Source organism: Alishewanella sp. WH16-1 (genome assembly GCF_001441695.1).
Lineage (GTDB): Bacteria > Pseudomonadota > Gammaproteobacteria > Enterobacterales > Alteromonadaceae > Alishewanella > Alishewanella agri.
Genome location: NZ_LCWL01000119.1, coordinates 1 through 16,955, shown reverse-complemented (window position 1 = coordinate 16,955; position 16,955 = coordinate 1). Strand labels below are relative to the sequence as shown.

Annotated in this window: 18 protein-coding genes; 9 read left to right on the top strand and 9 right to left on the bottom strand. The window is 53.4% G+C overall.

Annotated features, from left to right (window positions below; all coding sequences use genetic code 11):
• The 3 genes from AAY72_RS12470 to uvrD form a co-directional block, all read right to left on the bottom strand.
• The coding region (locus AAY72_RS12470) for a hypothetical protein (RefSeq protein WP_057787877.1) at positions 1–578 on the bottom strand (578 nt) is incomplete at its 3' end.
• A gap of 66 nt (positions 579–644) precedes the next feature.
• Entirely contained in the window at positions 645–2,720 is a 2,076-nt protein-coding gene (locus tag AAY72_RS12465; protein ID WP_057787875.1) for a GNAT family N-acetyltransferase, read from the bottom strand.
• Positions 2,721–4,889, bottom strand: a complete 2,169-nt coding sequence (gene uvrD / locus AAY72_RS12460; protein ID WP_057787873.1) for a DNA helicase II — start codon at positions 4,887–4,889, stop codon at positions 2,721–2,723.
• A 283-nt stretch (positions 4,890–5,172) separates the two neighbouring features.
• On the opposite strand from uvrD, the gene AAY72_RS12455 reads away from it, so the two are divergent.
• Entirely contained in the window at positions 5,173–5,556 is a 384-nt protein-coding gene (locus AAY72_RS12455; RefSeq protein ID WP_057787872.1) for a hypothetical protein, read from the top strand.
• Here AAY72_RS12455 and AAY72_RS12450 read toward each other — a convergent pair.
• Genes AAY72_RS12450 through AAY72_RS16570 form a run of 6 tightly spaced genes read right to left on the bottom strand, consistent with a single transcriptional unit; the run spans position 5,549 to position 10,107 of the window.
• On the bottom strand, positions 5,549–6,256 hold the full coding sequence (locus AAY72_RS12450; RefSeq protein ID WP_057787870.1) for an HAD-IA family hydrolase: 708 nt from the start codon (positions 6,254–6,256) through the stop codon (positions 5,549–5,551). The two genes, AAY72_RS12455 and AAY72_RS12450, sit on opposite strands and share 8 nt — an antisense overlap.
• Positions 6,256–7,185 carry a tyrosine recombinase XerC gene (gene xerC, locus AAY72_RS12445; RefSeq protein WP_057787868.1) on the bottom strand — a complete coding sequence of 310 codons (930 nt, stop codon included), beginning with the start codon at positions 7,183–7,185 and terminating at the stop codon, positions 6,256–6,258. The genes AAY72_RS12450 and xerC overlap by 1 nt, the downstream gene beginning before the upstream one ends.
• Positions 7,172–7,831, bottom strand: a complete 660-nt coding sequence (locus tag AAY72_RS12440) for a DUF484 family protein (RefSeq protein WP_057787866.1) — start codon at positions 7,829–7,831, stop codon at positions 7,172–7,174. Before AAY72_RS12440 ends, xerC begins: the two co-directional genes overlap by 14 nt.
• Positions 7,828–8,658, bottom strand: coding sequence for a diaminopimelate epimerase (gene dapF / locus AAY72_RS12435; protein WP_057787864.1), 831 nt, complete (start codon positions 8,656–8,658; stop codon positions 7,828–7,830). The genes AAY72_RS12440 and dapF overlap by 4 nt, the downstream gene beginning before the upstream one ends.
• 13 nt (positions 8,659–8,671) lie before the next feature.
• On the bottom strand, positions 8,672–9,928 hold the full coding sequence (gene lysA / locus AAY72_RS12430) for a diaminopimelate decarboxylase (RefSeq protein ID WP_008609792.1): 1,257 nt from the start codon (positions 9,926–9,928) through the stop codon (positions 8,672–8,674).
• A 5-nt stretch (positions 9,929–9,933) separates the two neighbouring features.
• Entirely contained in the window at positions 9,934–10,107 is a 174-nt protein-coding gene (locus AAY72_RS16570; RefSeq protein ID WP_008609791.1) for a lipoprotein, read from the bottom strand.
• Between the two features lie 72 nt (positions 10,108–10,179).
• Here AAY72_RS16570 and cyaY point away from each other — a divergent pair, with 72 nt between their 5' ends.
• From cyaY to AAY72_RS12390, 8 genes are all read left to right on the top strand, one after another.
• Positions 10,180–10,500 carry an iron donor protein CyaY gene (cyaY, locus tag AAY72_RS12425; protein WP_057787862.1) on the top strand — a complete coding sequence of 107 codons (321 nt, stop codon included), beginning with the start codon at positions 10,180–10,182 and terminating at the stop codon, positions 10,498–10,500.
• Entirely contained in the window at positions 10,500–11,183 is a 684-nt protein-coding gene (locus tag AAY72_RS12420) for an alpha/beta hydrolase (RefSeq protein WP_057787860.1), read from the top strand. Before cyaY ends, AAY72_RS12420 begins: the two co-directional genes overlap by 1 nt.
• Entirely contained in the window at positions 11,183–12,109 is a 927-nt protein-coding gene (hemC, locus tag AAY72_RS12415; RefSeq protein ID WP_057787858.1) for a hydroxymethylbilane synthase, read from the top strand. The genes AAY72_RS12420 and hemC overlap by 1 nt, the downstream gene beginning before the upstream one ends.
• A 5-nt stretch (positions 12,110–12,114) precedes the next feature.
• Positions 12,115–12,852, top strand: a complete 738-nt coding sequence (locus tag AAY72_RS12410) for a uroporphyrinogen-III synthase (protein WP_057787856.1) — start codon at positions 12,115–12,117, stop codon at positions 12,850–12,852.
• Positions 12,849–13,973, top strand: a complete 1,125-nt coding sequence (locus tag AAY72_RS12405; RefSeq protein WP_008985081.1) for a uroporphyrinogen-III C-methyltransferase — start codon at positions 12,849–12,851, stop codon at positions 13,971–13,973. The genes AAY72_RS12410 and AAY72_RS12405 overlap by 4 nt, the downstream gene beginning before the upstream one ends.
• Positions 13,970–15,064 (top strand): heme biosynthesis protein HemY, encoded by a 1,095-nt coding sequence (locus AAY72_RS12400; RefSeq protein WP_057787854.1) that lies wholly within the window; start codon positions 13,970–13,972, stop codon positions 15,062–15,064. Before AAY72_RS12405 ends, AAY72_RS12400 begins: the two co-directional genes overlap by 4 nt.
• Positions 15,040–15,549 carry a DNA-deoxyinosine glycosylase gene (locus AAY72_RS12395; protein WP_008985083.1) on the top strand — a complete coding sequence of 170 codons (510 nt, stop codon included), beginning with the start codon at positions 15,040–15,042 and terminating at the stop codon, positions 15,547–15,549. Before AAY72_RS12400 ends, AAY72_RS12395 begins: the two co-directional genes overlap by 25 nt.
• 71 nt (positions 15,550–15,620) lie before the next feature.
• Positions 15,621–16,946: a TonB family protein gene (locus tag AAY72_RS12390; protein WP_057787853.1), complete on the top strand. Its 1,326-nt coding sequence runs from the start codon at positions 15,621–15,623 to the stop codon at positions 16,944–16,946.
• The last annotated feature ends 9 nt before the right edge of the window (positions 16,947–16,955 follow it).

The window sequence follows — 16,955 nt, the reverse complement described above, 5'->3', positions numbered from 1 at the left end:
AAACAAGGTGGAATGGTATAACGACTCTGATAGTCGGGATGCAAAAAATTAGCCTGTTCGATCGGATTTAGTTGGCTGCGATCAAATACTTTAGCAACAGCAACACTGCTGGACCGTTGTAAGTAACCGCGCAGTAGTTGTAGCTGTTTAGTATCATCTGCTTCGCTGCGGTTGTCCGTGAGACTGCTTGCCAGTGGTTCGGCAATCTCCAATGCAAACAGCTGTAACTCGTACTGATCCAGATTCTCCCGATAGCGGTTAAATTCATCACAGCTGCCAGCTTGCAGAGGGTCACGCGGTTGTAGGCGTTGCCAGTCACCGGCTTGTCGGCTGGCGAACAGGAAATTCTGATATGGCAGCTGCAGCTTGGCCTCGATCGCCGAGCGTAACAGCTGCAAATCCGGTAAACCGGCCTGACGGTAGTCACGTTGTGATTGGCATGCTTCATATTGCACGCTTAGTACACTATGAGCTTGCTGCGCTGCCAAGGCGGCCTGGAGCAGGCTGCGCTCGGACTGGCTAAGGTGTTCCAGGCTTGGTTGGCTGGTGGCAAGTAATAACGATAACAGACTAAGCATAAGGGCTCCGCAAATTTTCCTGACTGTACCAGCTTTCGGCAGCCAGCCCCACTATTTCTGCTCTGTTTAATGATGTTTGGCGACGCTTTGCTGCATCAGTTTAATAATGGCGGCTTTACCGGCGAGTTGAAAACGCCTGGCAAGCAGTGGCCAGGACTGTTTTTGCCAGCAGCGGGCGATAAAGACAGCAGTTGCCAGCGGATCTAACTGTAACCGGTACTGGTTAAACCAATAGACCAGCAAGGTTGAAACCAGTTCATAAGGTCGTTGCCCGTTAGCAAACAAGCTAAGTTGCTGCTGCTCGGCAGGGCTAAGGATACGCAGTGGCGGTTTAACCAATCTTAGCAACAATACCGGCTCCAAAGTCGTCGGGTATTCGGTAAGTTCCAGATACAGTTGCTGCGAGAAATGTTCAGCCAGACGGCTGACCGTAGCAGTGTCACCCTGTAAGGCTTTACATACCAGTACCGAAGGTTCGGCGCTGGCTTTATCCAGTTGTTGACCGAGGCGGATTGGCAAAAAAGCATTGCGCTGCCAAAAACCTAATAAGCTCGGCGTGGCGCCAAAGCTACTACCAAGATAATGATAACCACGGCGGCTAAGTTCATGACTGACCCATTGCAGTAGCTGGCTACCCAGCCCTAGCTGTTGTAAGCCGGGCACTATGGCGATGCGCATAATGCGCGCCAGTTTTAGGCACGCCAATCCGGGCTCGGCAAGATGAAAGGCCAGACTTTGCGCCAGCAGATGCCCCTGTACCCGCCGCTTGCCCTGATAGATCTGCTCTGCCAGTTCGGCGCTAAACTCGCCTTCGCTGCTAAGCAACATACAGCCAAGTAATTGGCCGTTTTGCTCCAGGGTATACACTGCGAGAGCAGCATTTTCTATTAACGCCAGTAAATCTTTAACCTGGGTTTGATAGTGGGCAAAGCTGAGCAAGGCAAAGACCTGCTGCAGCTTTGTCGGCTCGGCCAGCCAGTCGTGATGTTGATAATGCTTTAACAGCACAGCTTGAGTACTGTCGTATGCTGGCTCGGGCAAGTCCAGTTTTAGCAGAAAGCTGTGCCGGATTAACTGTTCCAGCGGATCCTGTGATTGATAGCGGATTGGCTCGGTTAAGCGTAGCTGCCGCCAGTCAGGACATTGTTGCGCTAAATAAGGCTGAAACCTTAACTGAAAACCCCGGCCTGTGCCTTCGTAACCATGCTCGGTGCTGGCAAACACCAACCGGCTATAGTGATTAACCAGCTGTTGTAATTGCGGGGCCGGCAGGGCTGCAGCTTCATCCACCAGCACCAGATCAGCGACTGGCAGCTCAGCCAATAACTGGTCAATCGCGATAAACTGCAGTGCTTTTTGTTGCGCTTGCTGGACCTGACTGGCGAAGTGCGCAAGGGCAACACTGGCCTGAAGCTGGGAGGGGGCCGTGATCAGGATGCGTTGTTTACCCTGCTTAGCCAGCTCTGCTGCGGCCAGCCCCAGCGCAGCCGATTTACCGCAGCCGCGATCGGCAGTTAATACCAGCGGGCGACGGCGATGGCCTGTTACTACTTTTACAATAGCCGCCACGGCTGTCTGCTGCCCGGCAGTTCTAAAAGGCGGCTGGCACTTAGCCGCCACAGCTAGCGGGGGAAAAATGGGTTGTTGCAGGATTTGAATATCGCCATCCGCTGTAAGTTGGGCGTGCAACAGATTGGCTTGTTGCAAAGTATTGCGCCAAAAAGCAGTATAGCCTTGCGCGCCAGCAGGCGGGGTCAGTGGGTAGGATAATAACGGCTGATGGTCCGGATTGGGCTGCGCCAGCCAACTGTCGGTAGGCGGTGTCAGCAGCAGCCACAAGCCACCGGCTTTTAAGGCGCCACTGGCGGCGGCGATCTGATCGCCGTTAAAGCCGCTACAGGCGTTAATCACCAACCAGTCACATTCGGTGCCCAGCAACTGATGCGCTTTCGCCTGCTTAAGCGCTGTGCACTGCTCCGGTGCCTCACTCCCCAGCCACCAACAACGCTCTGGCGCATATTGCGCCAGCAGTTGTTTGGCAAGGTGCAATAAGGCGGCAGGCTCACCTTGCAACCAGACTGGCAGCCGTACCCGCTGCTCAGCGGCCTGCTGTAACAACTGGCCGAGCTGGTGTAGTCGCATTTAGATTGCTTCCAGCCGGGCGTATGCGGTCATCAGCCATTTACTGCCCAACTGATCAAAGTTGACCTGAATGCGCGATTGCGGGCCGCTGCCTTCGTAATTCAGGACAGTGCCTTCGCCAAACTTTTCATGCAGCACCCGTTGCCCGAGCTTAAAGCCGGTGTTTTCAAAGGCGCTGTGGCTGGCGGCACCGCTAAAGCGGTTATTAACCAGCGGCCGGCTAACCTGTGTGGTTAAACGGATTTCTTCGACACACTCGGCCGGTAGCTCGCGTAAAAAGCGCGACGGTTTCGGATATTGCTCCTGGCCGTATAAACGGCGGCTTTGGGCATGGCATAAATACAACTTTTGCATGGCGCGGGTCATGCCGACATAACAGAGGCGCCGCTCTTCCTCCAGCCTTACCGGATCATCACCGCTTTGCTGGCTGGGGAACAGCCCTTCCTCGAGGCCACACACAAATACTAATGGGAACTCCAGGCCTTTGGCGGTGTGCAATGTCATCAGCTGCACCGCATCGGAATGCTCTTCCGCCTGATATTCACCCGCTTCCAGCGCCGCCTGAGATAAAAACGCCGACAGTGGGCTCATTTCTTCCAGCAGTGGGCTGTCGAAGTTCTGGCAGGCGGTGATCAGCTCGTTTAAGTTTTCAATCCGGGTTTGGGCTTTCTCGCCTTTTTCCGCCTGATACATGGCATAGAGCCCGGATTGTTTGATCACATGTTCAGCCTGCTCGTGCAGTGGCAGCTCGGTCAGCTCAGCATCCAACTGGCCAATTAACTGCATAAATTGCGCGATAGCATTCGCCGCACGGCCACTAAGCTGCTTTTCCTGCAACAGTTGCTCTAATGCCTGCCACAGCGTCTGACCCTGCGCGCGCGCTTGCTGCCGTACTTTATCCAGGGTGGTATCACCGATACCGCGGGCCGGCGTATTGATAATCCGCTCCAGCGCCGCGTCATCCTGACGGTTGTTAATCAGCCGCAGATAAGACAGCGCATCTTTAATTTCCTGCCGTTCATAGAAGCGCAGGCCGCCATAGATGCGATAATGTAAACCATCCTGAATTAACGCCTCTTCCAAAACCCGTGACTGGGCGTTATTACGATACAGAATGGCGGTATCGGTGAGCGGATTACCCTTGTTATGCCAGTCGCGGATACGGCTGACAATAAAGCGGGCTTCATCCAGTTCGTTAAAGGCGGTATACAGCGAAATACTTTCGCCTTCGCTACCGTCGGTCCACAGATCTTTGCCAAGCCGGCTTTGGTTATTGCTGATCACCGCATTGGCAGCTTTCAAAATTGTTGCAGTGGAGCGGTAGTTTTGCTCCAGGCGGATGGTATCCGCCCCGTCAAAATCTTTTAAAAACTGCTGGATATTTTCAACGCGGGCACCGCGCCAACCGTAGATCGACTGATCATCATCACCGACAATCATGACCTTCGCGCTGCTGCCGGCCAGCAATCGCAGCCACTGATATTGAATAGCGTTGGTATCCTGAAACTCATCGACCAGAATATGGCGGAAACGCTGCTGATAGTGGCCGCGCACCTCGGCATTCTGCTTTAACAGCTCAAAGCTGCGCAGCAAGATTTCGGCAAAATCGACCAGACCGGCGCGATCACACATTTCCTGATACGCGGCATAGATCTTAATCATTTGCGCCAGGCTGTAATCACCACCGGCGTCCAGCATACCCGGGCGTTCGCCTTCATCTTTACGCGCATTGATAAACCACTGCAGCTGTTTGGCTGGCCAGTGCTTTTCATCCAGATTCAGCGCTTTTAATACCCGCTTCACCAGCCTTAACTGGTCGTCAGAATCGATGATCTGAAAGCCCTGCGGTAAACCGGCTTCCTGATAATGGGCGCGCAGCATACGATGTGATAGGCCGTGAAAGGTGCCCATCCACAGATTATTCAGGCTGACGCCAATGGTGCTTTCAATCCGGGCGCGCATTTCCTGCGCCGCTTTATTGGTAAAAGTTACGGCCAGCAAACTATAGGGCGCAACGCGTTCTACCTGCATTAACCAGGCTAAGCGATGCACCAGCACCCGGGTCTTACCACTACCGGCTCCGGCCAGTACCAGCATATGTTGCGGGGGTGCCGCTACCGCATCGCGTTGTTTATCATTTAGCCCGTCCAGCAGGTAAGAAACATCCATTAGTTGGCCTCGTTTACTTAGTATCGGGGCATTATAACAGCCAGTCGCGGGGCGCCAAGTCAGCTGGGTGATTTAGTGGATAAATAACCAGTTACTATCTTCCTGACATGCATTAGAAAGCCTTTATTTAGGCAGGGTAGTGGTGCACAAATCATGCGCCTTGTGAGGGTGGTATTTATATGATAGGTTCAAGTTGTTAATTTTTTGGCAAATAAAGAATGCAAACACCTTGTAGCGTTGGCCAACTAAAATGATACGCATTGAAATTTAAGGGAGTGAATTAATGCAAGGTTTAAATGGATGGCAGAGAATTTACATTGTCATCGTTGTTAGTTGGCTAAGTTATCTGGCTTATATCGCATATTCCCAGTTTACTGTGGCCGAGAGCAGAATTGCTGAATTACAAGCAGCTGTAGAGCGTTATCAAAACCATCAGGAAGATACAACAGTCTTAGCAAATGGCAGTGTTATAAGGCACCATCTTTCAGGCCCAAGCCCTGAACAATGGCTCGCTAACTACCAAGCGCAACTTACACAAGTTACCGAGGCTAAGCGACAAAACCTGATTTCTATTTTGGTATTAGCGACACTACCACCGCTGTTAATCTATCTGATACTCAGCTGGATTGTGGCCGGTTTTCGTCAACATAAACCACGTGCTAGTTAGCATCCAGAAGGGCGGCAAGCTGTGCCAGCGCAGTCAGGCGCAGATGCGGCAGGATAGTTACCGGCTGCTGCAGGTGATCCAACCAGGCGGCCTGGCAACCGGCATTTAGCGCGCCCATCACATCGGCACGGTGGCTGTCACCGATATGCAGAATACGCTGCGGCGCGGTCTGTAACCGGCTGGCGGCGGTAAGAAATAAATCGGCGTAGGGTTTCATCCGGCCATCCGGGCCGGCTTGCAGACTAAACTCAAATAACTCGCCCAAGCCCATTTTCTGAATACAGGCATTGCCATTGGTGATCGCAATCAGTTGATAACGGCTCGCCAGCGCCGTTAGCAGCGCTTTGACTTCCGGCTTGATCTTGATATTGGTACGTTCCTGCCAAAAAGCGGTATAAGCCACCTCGGCAATTTCGCCTGCCTCACACTGGCTTAAGCCTAAACTGACTAAGCCGGCTTCAATACCCAGTAGACGCCAACGGCCTAAATCATGGCGGATCTCTGGTGTGGCCTTAGCCAGTAAACGGCGCTGCTGCCACCAAAAATCACTGTTGTAACTGCGGGTAAGCGGGGCATGCTGTGCCAGACTCTGCAGCATGGCAGCTTCGGCGGCGGCAATCACCGGTTTGTTGTCGTACAGGGTATCGTCTAAATCGAAAGACAATACCGAAATATGTTGTAAGGCTTTAAATAATTGCATTATTTTTTCCTGGCCCTTGGATGGGCGCTATCATAAACCTTGGCCAGATGCTGAAAATCCAGGTGGGTATACACCTGGGTAGTGCTGAGATTGGCATGGCCTAATAGCTCTTGTACGCCGCGCAGGTCGCCACTGGATTGCAATAAGTGGCTGGCAAAAGAGTGACGTAGCATATGCGGATGTAACTGTTGCCCCAAGCCTTGTTGTTTAGCCCAGTGTAAAACCCGTTCTCTGACCTGGCGCGGTGAAATACGCTGCCGCTCGATACTTAAGAACAGTGCCTGTTGATCGGTGGCTGGCGTATCTGCACCTAACAGCGCCGGGCGCTGCACCAGCCATTCGCGCAGCGCCGAGCGCGCCATCCGGCCAACCGGTAACTGGCGTTGCTTATTGCCCTTACCGGTCACCCGCACTAAGGTTTCGCTCAGTTGTAAATCCGGCAAATTCAGTGCAACCAGCTCGGTCAGCCGCAAGCCGGAAGAATAAAACAGCTCCAGCATCGCTTTATCGCGGCAGGCCAGAATATCGTCGTGGCTGTCAAAGCTCAGCAACTGGCTGATTTGTTCAATTTCCAGCTGTTTGGGCAGGGTTTTGTCCGGTTTTGGCAGTTTGAGATAATCGGCCGGGTTCTGGCTTAGCCACTGCTGGCTGATAGCGTAGCGGTAAAAACTGCGCAGTGCTGAGGCCGCCAGGCTCAGGGAGCGGGCACTGAGGCCGCTTTTTCGGAAGCGTAAAAACTGTCGCTGCAATTGTTGTTCACTGAGCACAAACCAGCTGGCTGAGTCAGCGTGCAGCGCAAGGCCCAGTTTTGTCAGTTGCTGCTGATAGCTGCTCAGCGTTTGCGGGCTATAGCCACGTTCGTGCTTCAGGTAGTTGAGAAACTGCTGCACCGGCTCAGCCCAGCGCAGCGGCAGCTCAGGCGTTGACATAAGCAGGCAGCACCAGTGCCAGCAAGGTCACCAGGTGGCGCAGGAATAAGACATCCATCTCGGGCTGGAAATGATCATCCAGCTCGCTGCCAAAGGCCAGGATCGCCAGTGGCGTGTCTTGCTGGTCAATCCGCAGCAAGGCCACTGAATGCACCTTGGCCGGAAAGATGTCATGCTGTTCTTCTTTATTCAGCCGGCCCAGATATACCGGCTGTTGTTGCAGACGACGGCTTAGCAGCAGCTGATAGGGGCTCAGATCAGCGCCTGGCTGCTCCAGCCCGAGCAAACGGCAATATTTCACCTGCGGCATAGCATCGGCAAAGGCCTGCAATGCCTGCTGAATATCACTGAGACTCTTGGCCTGATGCACCGCGATATGCAAGGCATTTAACGCCAGAAAAATATGTTCGTTCTGGCGGGCTACCGACATTAAACGGGTAATATCTTCCTGTAACAGGTGGATTTTTTCGCGTTGCAGCTCCAGCTGACGCTCGACCAGCGATACGGTGCCGCGTTGCTGATGCGGCAGGCGTAACAATGGCAGCAGCTCCGGATAATGCTGGAAGAAGTCCGGGTGTTGTTGCAGATAATCAGCCACTACCGAAGCAGCAACCAGTTCCTGGCTTTTTATCAGGGTGTCTGTCATAACGTCAGTTGTCCATCAAAAACATGTTCAGCCGGGCCGGTCATTTTTACCGGTTGGCCAGGTCCATTCCAGCGGATCTGCAGGCTACCGCCCGGTAAATCCACCCGTACTTGTTGCGCGAGTTTCTTTTGTAACTGGCCAACCACCACTGCCGCGCAGGCACCGGTGCCACAGGCCAGCGTTTCGCCAGCTCCGCGCTCCCATACCCGCAGTTTAATATGCTGCGGATTGAGCACCTGCATAAAGCCGATATTGGCTTTTTCCGGAAACCGCTCGTGCAATTCCAGCTCCGGTCCCAGAGTGCGTACAGGCGCCGTATCGAGATCTGGCACGTCCAGCACCGCATGCGGATTACCCATCGACACCACACCGCAGAATACGGTTTGCTGTTCGCTCAGTAAAATATAGGTCGCTTCCTGCTTTTGTGCTTTAAAAGGCACCTGCGCCGGTTCCAGTTGTGGTACGCCCATATTGACGGTCACCTGACCATCCTGCTCGACATAAAGCGTGATCTTGCCAGACTTGGTGCTGACATTGATCTTGGTTTTATTGGTCAGGCCACGATAGCGCACAAATTTCGCAAAACAACGGGCACCATTGCCGCATTGCTCAACCTCGGAGCCGTCGGCGTTAAAAATGCGGTAGTGAAAGTCCAGGTCCGGATCATAAGGCGGCTCGACCATTAACAGCTGATCAAAACCAATACCGAAATTGCGATCGGCCAGCTGCTTGATCTGCTCCTTGGTCAGGAAAATGTTCTGGCTGACGGCATCTACCATCATAAAATCATTGCCCAGACCGTGCATCTTGCTGAAGTTAAGTAACATAGCGCCCTTAAGATTAACTGCTGATCACCTGCTCACCACGCCACAGATCCTGCCATTGTTCACGCTGGCGGATCAGATGACAGTGCTGGCCGTCTACCATCACTTCAGCGGCGCGTGGCCGGCTGTTGTAGTTAGAGCTCATGGTAAAACCATAGGCGCCAGCAGAGCGAACTGCCAGTAAATCACCTTCGGCAATCGCCAATTCCCGATCTTTACCGAGGAAGTCGCCGGTTTCGCACACCGGGCCCACCACATCATAGTTCTGCCGCGGCAAGCTGTTATTCAGTACCACCGGCACGATATTCATCCAGGCGCTGTACAAAGCCGGCCGGATTAAATCATTCATCGCTGCATCAACAATGGCAAAGTGCTTTTCCTGACCAGGCTTTAAAAACTCGACCTTAGTCAGCAGGATACCGGCATTGGCCATAATGGCCCGGCCCGGCTCCATAATCAGTTCCAGCTGTGGATAGGCTTTTAAACGTTCCACCACCTTGCTGATGTAGTCAGCCGGCGACGGTGGCACCTCCTGATCATAGGTCACGCCCAGGCCGCCACCGATATCGATATGCTTCAGCTCAATACCATCCGCTTTCAGGGCTTCAATCAGGGCCAGCAGTTTTTCCAGCGCATCAAGGAAGGGTTGGGTTTCGGTCAGTTGTGAACCGATATGGCAGTCGACACCGACCAGTTCGATATGGCTCAATTCACGTGCCGCGCGGTAAATATCCGCCGCCAGCAGGATATCAATGCCAAATTTATTGGCTTTTAGCCCGGTAGAGATATAAGGATGGGTTTTGGCATCGATATCCGGGTTAACCCGCAGTGACACCGGTGCTTTTTTGCCCAGCGCTTTGGCAACGTCCTGTAAGCGGTGCAGCTCGCTGACCGATTCGACGTTAAAACACTTAATTCCCAATTGCAGCGCAAAGTGCATTTCTTCGGCAGTTTTACCGACACCAGAGAACACCACCTTCGCCGGATCGCCACCGGCAGCAATGACCCGGCGCAGTTCGCCGCCGGATACCAAATCAAAGCCACTGCCCAGGCGGGCCAGCAGGTTCAATACCGCCAGGTTGCTATTGGCTTTCACCGCATAACAGACCAGGCTGTGCGGATGCGCCGCCGCGGCATCGGCAAAGGCACGGTAATGGCGCTCTATGGTGGCGCGGGAATAAACATAGGTCGGTGTGCCATATTGGCTAGCGATATCGGCCAGGGCCACCTGTTCGGCAAATAAGCTATTGCCCTGATAACTAAAGTAATCCAATCTGCTTACCCCTGTGATTCAGTGTCTTCGGTAATCTTTTGCGGTGGCGGCGCTGCCACTTCCGGCTCGGCCTGTGGTAAGGTAAGCGGACCTTTCTGACCACAAGCACTAAGCAATACTGTGGCCAGCAACGCGCCGGTTAACAGGCGCAGTAAGCGCGAAATTCGCTGAGCGTGCATGGTTTTTATTTCATTAATTAATCGACGCTCTATAATCGCATCCTTAGCAGTAAAAGCAAACAGGTGAAGCAGATGAATGACCTAGAATATGAGGAATTAACGGATCAGTTACTACTGGCCGTCGAAGAGAGCATAGAGCGGCAGGAGCTTGATCTGGATTACGAGTCGAATGGTGGCTTGTTAGCGATCACCTTTGCCGACCGCAGTAAAATCATTATCAACAAACAGCCGCCACTGCAGCAGATCTGGGTTGCGACCAAGTTTAACGGCCACCATTTTGAATTGCGTAATGGCCAGTGGATTGATAACCGCAGCGGTAGCGAATTCTGGCAACTGATTAATGATGCGGCCAGTAAGCAAGCTGGTTATCCGATTGCGTTGGGTACAGCATAATGGCGTTACTTCCTTTTGTTGATGTGAAACCACAGGGCGAAGTAAAAGCCGCCGTTGTCTGGTTGCATGGCCTGGGGGATTCCGGCCATGGTTTTGCGCCCATAGTGCCGGAGCTACGGTTACCGGCAGCGGCCGGTATCCGCTTTATTTTCCCGCATGCGCCGGAAATGCCGGTTACCGTTAATGGCGGCATGCGGATGCGCGCCTGGTACGATATTAAAACCATGGACTTAACTAACCGCGCCGACGAAGAAGGGGTGCGGCAATCGGCTGCAGCCGTTACTGCCTTGCTAGACAAGCTGATTGCCGATGGCATCCCGAGTGAGCGCATTGTACTGGCCGGTTTTAGCCAGGGTGGCGTCATTACGCTACATTTATTACCGCGCTTACCCTATAAGCTGGCCGGTTTTATTGCCTTATCCACCTATATGGCCTGCCCGGACAAGCTGAGTGCTGAAATGTTGAGCCATAACAAAGCGACCCCGGTATTTATCGGGCATGGTACTCAGGACCCGGTGGTACCACTGGCCGCGGGTCAGCAAGCGTATCAAACCTTTAAAGCGGCTGGCTTTAAAGTCAGTTGGCAGGATTACCGGATGCCGCACAGTGTTTGCGCGCAGGAAATTGATGAAATCAGCCGCTTCTTACAAAGCCGGCTGCTGCAACATGCTGAGGAGCTCTGATGCAGAGGATCCGTATTGCCACCCGGAAAAGCGCGCTGGCGCTGTGGCAGGCTGAGTTTGTAAAAGCCGAATTATTAAAGCACCACCCGGAGTTAACGGTAGAGCTGGTGCCGATGTCGACCCAGGGCGATAAGATTCTCGATACGCCACTGGCCAAAATTGGCGGTAAAGGTTTGTTTGTGAAAGAGCTGGAAACCGCGATGCTGGAAGACCGCGCCGATATCGCCGTGCACAGTATGAAAGACGTGCCGGTAGAGTTTCCGGATGGTTTGATGCTCAGCACCATTTGCGAGCGTGAAGATCCGCGCGATGCCTTTGTCTCCAATCAATTTCGTGCTATCGCCGAGTTACCGCCGGGTGCGGTCGTCGGTACTTCCAGTTTGCGCCGGCAATGTCAGTTAAAAGCGCTACGTCCCGACTTACAGGTGCGGGACTTGCGCGGCAATGTGAATACCCGGCTGGCCAAGCTGGATAACGGTGAGTTCGCGGCCATTATTCTGGCGGCGGCCGGTTTGCTGCGGCTGGGTTTTGCTGAGCGCATCGCGGGCTATCTGCCGGTAGAGCAGAGTTTACCGGCTAATGGTCAGGGTGCCGTGGGTATTGAATGCCGCACCAGCGACCAGCGGGTGCAAGCGTTATTGGCGCCGCTGGAGCATAGTGTGACCCGCAATTGTGTGCTGGCCGAGCGGGCAATGAACCGCCGCCTGCAGGGCGGTTGTCAGGTGCCGATTGGTGCCTTTGCCACCCAGCACGGTGAGCAAATCACGCTGCGCGGTCTGGTGGGTTCCCTCGATGGCAGCGAAATTATCCGCGATCAAGTGCAGGGGCCAGCCAGCAGCGCTGAAGCCCTGGGGCTGCAACTGGCTGAGCGACTGCTGGCCGCGGGCGCCGGTAAGATTTTAACTGCTGTGTATCAGGGCAGCTAACCAGCATGTTTTTAATCACCCGGCCGGCCGGCAAAGCGGATCATCTGCTGGAAGCTCTGGATGACAGCGGCGTGCCCTATCTGTACCAGCCGGTGATTACTACCCAGATGGTACAGTTAAAAGCCAAAGATCTGCGCTTATTAAAGCAAGCGGACTTGCTGGTGTTCGTCAGTTTAAGTGCGGTGCATGCACTGGAGCAGCAACTCGATCCTAGCGAGCTGACCGCGCCTTTACTGGCGGTAGGTGAAACCACCGCCGCTGCTTTAACCCGTTGGACCGGCCGCAGTGTGCTGGTGCCACAAGATCAGCGCAGCGAAGGCTTGCTCGGTTTACCGGAGTTACAAGATGTCGTCGGCTTGCAGGTCGTGGTGGTGCGCGGTAATGCCGGACGCGAATTGATTAAACAAACCCTAAGTCAGCGCGGCGCCCTGGTGCGTTATGTACAAAGCTATAGCCGGATCCCGCTGCCGTTAGACGGTGCTATGTTGTGCCAACAATGGCGTCAGCAGGGCATCCGCTGTGTGGTAGCGACCAGTAATGAAATCCTGCAGCGTATTTTTGATTTGGTGCCGGTTGCCGAACATAGCTGGCTTTGTCAGCTGGGCTGGATCCTGGTCAGCCCAAGAGCGCGTGACAGTGCGCTGACGCTGGGCATTGCCGCGCCAAGGATCCAGCTGGCGCAAAGCGCGAATGATGATGCCTTATTAGAGGCGATACAGCAGTTTAAGAAGGACTTGTTATGAGTGAGCAAAAGCCAACTACCATCGACAGTGAAGCGCCGCTGGCCGAGCTAAAAGCCCAGCTGGCCGAGACTGAAAACGAGCGCGCTGGCTCCGGCGGCAGTGGCATGGCCGTGTTCGCCTTATTGTTGGTGTTGTTGCTCGGAGGCGGCATTGCTGCTGCCGGCTGGTGGTTATGGCCACAATGGCAGGGTATGCAGCAGCAGCTCAGTCAAAGCCAGCGTAGCGCACAGCAGCTGGAACAACAGCTGGCGCAGGCCATGGCACAACTTAGCGAGCAACAAACGCAGCAGCAAAGTAACGTTGAACAACAATGGCAAAATTGGCAGCACACACAGCAGGCGAGTCAGGCAGAGCTGACCAGCCAATTACAAAGCCAGCTGGCGCTATTACGTCAGCAGTTGCAGGAAAAGGACGGCGCGCCGCCACAACATTGGTTACTGTCAGAGGTCGGCTATCTGTTAAAACGCGCCAGTTACAGTCTGGTATTGCAACAGGATTTACGCAGCGCGCGTATGTTACTGCAGCAGGCCGATGCTCAGCTGGTAAGACTGGATAATCCGGCGCTGTTACCGGTACGGCAAAGTATTCGTGATGACTTAACTGCGTTGCAGCAGTTAAGCCTGCCGGACTATAGCCAGGTTTATCTGCAGCTGGCGCAACTGCGGCAGCAAAGTTTACAACTGCCGCTGAAGCAGCAGGAGCAAGCTCTGGTTACTCAGCCTGTTGCTGATGGCGAGCTGGCCAACTGGCGCCAGAATTTGGCCGCATACTGGCAACAAAGCTGGAGCAAGTTATTTCAGGTACGCCCGGCCGTGGCGGAAGATTTTATTAATCTGAGCGCGGAACAACAGGTGCAGCTACGTTTGACCTTACAGCAGCAATTATTGTTGGCTGAGCAAGCATTGTTGCAGGGCCAGCAAGCGGTATTTAGTCGGGCAATACAGCAAGCTGCCGATCTGCTACAGCGCTATTTCGCCGCAGAGAGTAGCGCAGTACAGCAGGCTGCAGGCGAGCTGGTGCAATTAAGCCAGCTGGCGCTGAGTCAGGTTGAGTTGCCTGTACTACAAAGTCCGGCGCAGCTGGAGCGCCAGTTATCCCTGCTCTCTGAGGAGGGCTTATGATTAAGCTGTTGCTGCTAACACTGATTTTAATTCTGGCAATGTTGCTGGGGCCGGTACTGATTAATAATCCGGGTTATATCAAGTTGATTGTGGCCGGCTACAGTGTCGAAATGACGTTACTCGGTCTGGTGATTGCGCTGGGTTTAGTGCTGCTGGCTGGCGCCTTACTCGTCACGGTGCTGCGGCATTTAGCGCGCTGGCAAAAATGGTCATTTAGCTTTTTTCGGGTGCGGCGGGCGAAAAAAGCGCAAGCAGCTTTTGCCCTGGGGTTACAAGCCTATGCGCGTCAGCAATGGTCTCAGGCCAGTGAACAGTTACAGCTGGCGTTGAATGATCCCAGCTTTGCCACCGAAAAGCGGATGCTGGCCAGCTATGCCAGCCTGTATGCGGGTAAAACGGAGCAAGCCGGTCATTTAGCCGGTGCGCTTGAAGTCAGTGGCTCTAACAGTGCCTTTGTGCAGGCCGATTTGTTATTACAGCAAGGGCAGGCAGGAGAAGCCTGTCGCTTACTGGCGCAGCATTTGTCGCAGGCAAAGCAGGACCCGGCATTGGGCCAGTTGTATTTGCAGGCATTACAGCAGGCCGGGCAATGGCAAAGTTTGCTGCAAACGGTACCACAAGCCGTGAGCGAGCGCTGGTTTAGTAAAGATAGCTGGCAGCAGCGGCGCTTTGCTATTTATCCGGCGGCAATCAGTCAGCTCAGTTTGCAGGGTTTTTCAGAGCAGGCCGACTACTGGCAGAATTTACCGGCGAAGGAACGTAAATCCGCGGCCGCTATGTTAGGCCTGGCCTGGGCGCTGGCGCAGCAGGGCCAAAACGAACAAGCCGAGCAGAAACTGGTACAGGCGCTGACGCTGGATGATTTACCCGCGGCCTGGCCTTATCTGCGGCAAATTCCGCTCGGTCGCTCAGTGTTAAAACTACGCAAGACCGTGCAGCACTGGTTGCGTGATCACGCCAGCAATGGTTACCTGTATGCTGTATTAGCCTATCTGGCAGAGCAGGAGGGCGATAAAGAACAAGCGGTCATGGCCTGGCAGAAGGTGCGGCAATATCAGCCGGAGCTATGGCAGAACGCCTTACCAGCCTAGCGGCGGTTCTCCCGCCTGATACCCGGTTGTTGGTGCTCGGCAGTATGCCGGGTGCCGCCTCGCTGGCCGCCCAGCAATACTACGCCCATCCTCGCAATGCGTTTTGGCCTATTATGGGGCAGCTGTTTGATTTTGCTTACGATTTACCCTATCCACAGCGACTAATGCAATTGCAGGCGCAGGGTATCGGTCTATGGGACGTGCTGCAGAGTTGCGAGCGTCAGGGTAGCTTGGATAGCGCGATCCGCGCTGAAACACCGAATGACTTTGCCAGTTTATTGCAACAACAGCCGCAAATTCGTGCACTGGCGTTTAACGGTGCCAAGGCGGCGCAAAGTTTCCGCAAGCTGGTGTTGCCGACGCTGGCACCGGAGCAGGTACCTGCTTTAATGCAGTTACCCTCCACCAGTCCTGCCCACGCTTCGTTGAATTTAACCAACAAACTCAAAGCCTGGCAAAGCATCTGCCAATATTGCATCTTGTAATTTAATTGTAAGTATTTGATACTGCTGTCCTCAATTTAGTCACGCCATAAATGACTTGAAAAGGAGTTTTGATGAAAAAACTATGGTTTTTCGCAGCAGGTCTGCTGGTTGCGCAACCTGCTACTGCGGATTGGTGGCAGGCTTTGACGGCCTATGAGCAACAAAATTACAACCTTGCGCAGCAGGAATTTGAGAAGCTATTACCATTAGGAAATAAGGACGCCGCCTTTAATTTAGGGGCGATGTATTTTAATGGTGAAGGCGTAACTCAGGATCGAAATAAGGCCTTAGCCTATTTTATGCTGGCTGCGGAGTTGGGCCGGGCGGATGCCGGTAATCTGGTTGCGCAACAACAACAAAATATTGATGCGCAGTCTCTGGCAGCAGTGGAGCAGCAGCTGCAGTTATTGAAACAACAAGTACAAGTCTGGCCAAAGAGTTGGGAAAATGAGCCAGCCGTTGTCGAGCGGCCGAACCCTATTAAACGTGTCCCGCCAAAGTATCCGGTGGCTGCGGCAAAGGCTGGCCAGTTTGGTTATGTCGCGATGCGCTTTCTGGTAGATGAACAAGGCAAAGTGCAGTCAGCAGACGTTGTTGATGCATATCCGGAAGGTGTCTTTGATCGCGAATCTGTGCGCGCGATAAGTCGTTGGCAGTATGAAGCGACCGGTAGTAAGCACCTGTTTAATGTACGTCTGGATTTTGCAATGGATGGCGGGGTGCGGGTAGAAAAAGTTGAAGAACTTATCGACCAGCATCAACTATGGCAAGGCGCGTTGATGGGCTCACCGCAACATCAATTTTTGCTGGGTGGTGTTCTGAGATTGGTCGATGTGCAGAGCCGGAATTATTTATCTATTGATGATTCCTTAGATATTGAACCGCAGCTTGATTTATCGGTGTTCCGGCGGACGAATCCGGTAAAAGTGGATTTTGATGGCTTTGTCGGATATGCAGTAGTGCGTATAGCCGATGATGGTACTATCACCGAAGAGTTGCGCGCGGACTTTGCTGCCGAAAGTAAAGTGAAGTCTTTATTGGGGTTGAAGTTAACAGGCAAGTTTGATCATGATGTGTATCAGATCGTTAAGAATGATGTTGGGCATAATAAGGCGCCCTGGGTCAGTGCTTCTTTTAACGTTCCGGCCAGTTATTCGGCAAATTTCTGGTGGGATCAGGCGGCCCAAAATGGGCATCGGGGTGCACAACGGATTATGGCTGCCTATGATAAGAGATGGGAGCAATATCTGTTAGCTCAGCAAGATGCTGAGGTGATGGCTTGGGTTGGCAGCCGCTTGATTCTGGAGGGGCAACGGCAACAAGGCTTAGCATTACTGGATGCGGCGATTGCTAAAAGCTATCCTCTGGCGGAAGAATTAAAGAAACAGTTAATGTAACACCGGACC

Excerpts from the sequence above, each read along its gene's own strand:
- AAY72_RS12465 (WP_057787875.1), bottom strand. The coding sequence starts at position 2,720 with ATGCGACTACACCAGCTCGGCCAGTTGTTACAGCAGGCCGCTGAGCAG.
- uvrD (WP_057787873.1), bottom strand. The coding sequence starts at position 4,889 with ATGGATGTTTCTTACCTGCTGGACGGGCTAAATGATAAACAACGCGAT.
- AAY72_RS12455 (WP_057787872.1), top strand. The coding sequence starts at position 5,173 with ATGCAAGGTTTAAATGGATGGCAGAGAATTTACATTGTCATCGTTGTT.
- AAY72_RS12450 (WP_057787870.1), bottom strand. The coding sequence starts at position 6,256 with ATGCAATTATTTAAAGCCTTACAACATATTTCGGTATTGTCTTTCGAT.
- xerC (WP_057787868.1), bottom strand. The coding sequence starts at position 7,185 with ATGTCAACGCCTGAGCTGCCGCTGCGCTGGGCTGAGCCGGTGCAGCAG.
- AAY72_RS12440 (WP_057787866.1), bottom strand. The coding sequence starts at position 7,831 with ATGACAGACACCCTGATAAAAAGCCAGGAACTGGTTGCTGCTTCGGTA.
- dapF (WP_057787864.1), bottom strand. The coding sequence starts at position 8,658 with ATGTTACTTAACTTCAGCAAGATGCACGGTCTGGGCAATGATTTTATG.
- AAY72_RS16570 (WP_008609791.1), bottom strand. The coding sequence starts at position 10,107 with ATGCACGCTCAGCGAATTTCGCGCTTACTGCGCCTGTTAACCGGCGCG.
- cyaY (WP_057787862.1), top strand. The coding sequence starts at position 10,180 with ATGAATGACCTAGAATATGAGGAATTAACGGATCAGTTACTACTGGCC.
- AAY72_RS12420 (WP_057787860.1), top strand. The coding sequence starts at position 10,500 with ATGGCGTTACTTCCTTTTGTTGATGTGAAACCACAGGGCGAAGTAAAA.
- hemC (WP_057787858.1), top strand. The coding sequence starts at position 11,183 with ATGCAGAGGATCCGTATTGCCACCCGGAAAAGCGCGCTGGCGCTGTGG.
- AAY72_RS12410 (WP_057787856.1), top strand. The coding sequence starts at position 12,115 with ATGTTTTTAATCACCCGGCCGGCCGGCAAAGCGGATCATCTGCTGGAA.
- AAY72_RS12405 (WP_008985081.1), top strand. The coding sequence starts at position 12,849 with ATGAGTGAGCAAAAGCCAACTACCATCGACAGTGAAGCGCCGCTGGCC.
- AAY72_RS12400 (WP_057787854.1), top strand. The coding sequence starts at position 13,970 with ATGATTAAGCTGTTGCTGCTAACACTGATTTTAATTCTGGCAATGTTG.
- AAY72_RS12395 (WP_008985083.1), top strand. The coding sequence starts at position 15,040 with ATGGCAGAACGCCTTACCAGCCTAGCGGCGGTTCTCCCGCCTGATACC.
- AAY72_RS12390 (WP_057787853.1), top strand. The coding sequence starts at position 15,621 with ATGAAAAAACTATGGTTTTTCGCAGCAGGTCTGCTGGTTGCGCAACCT.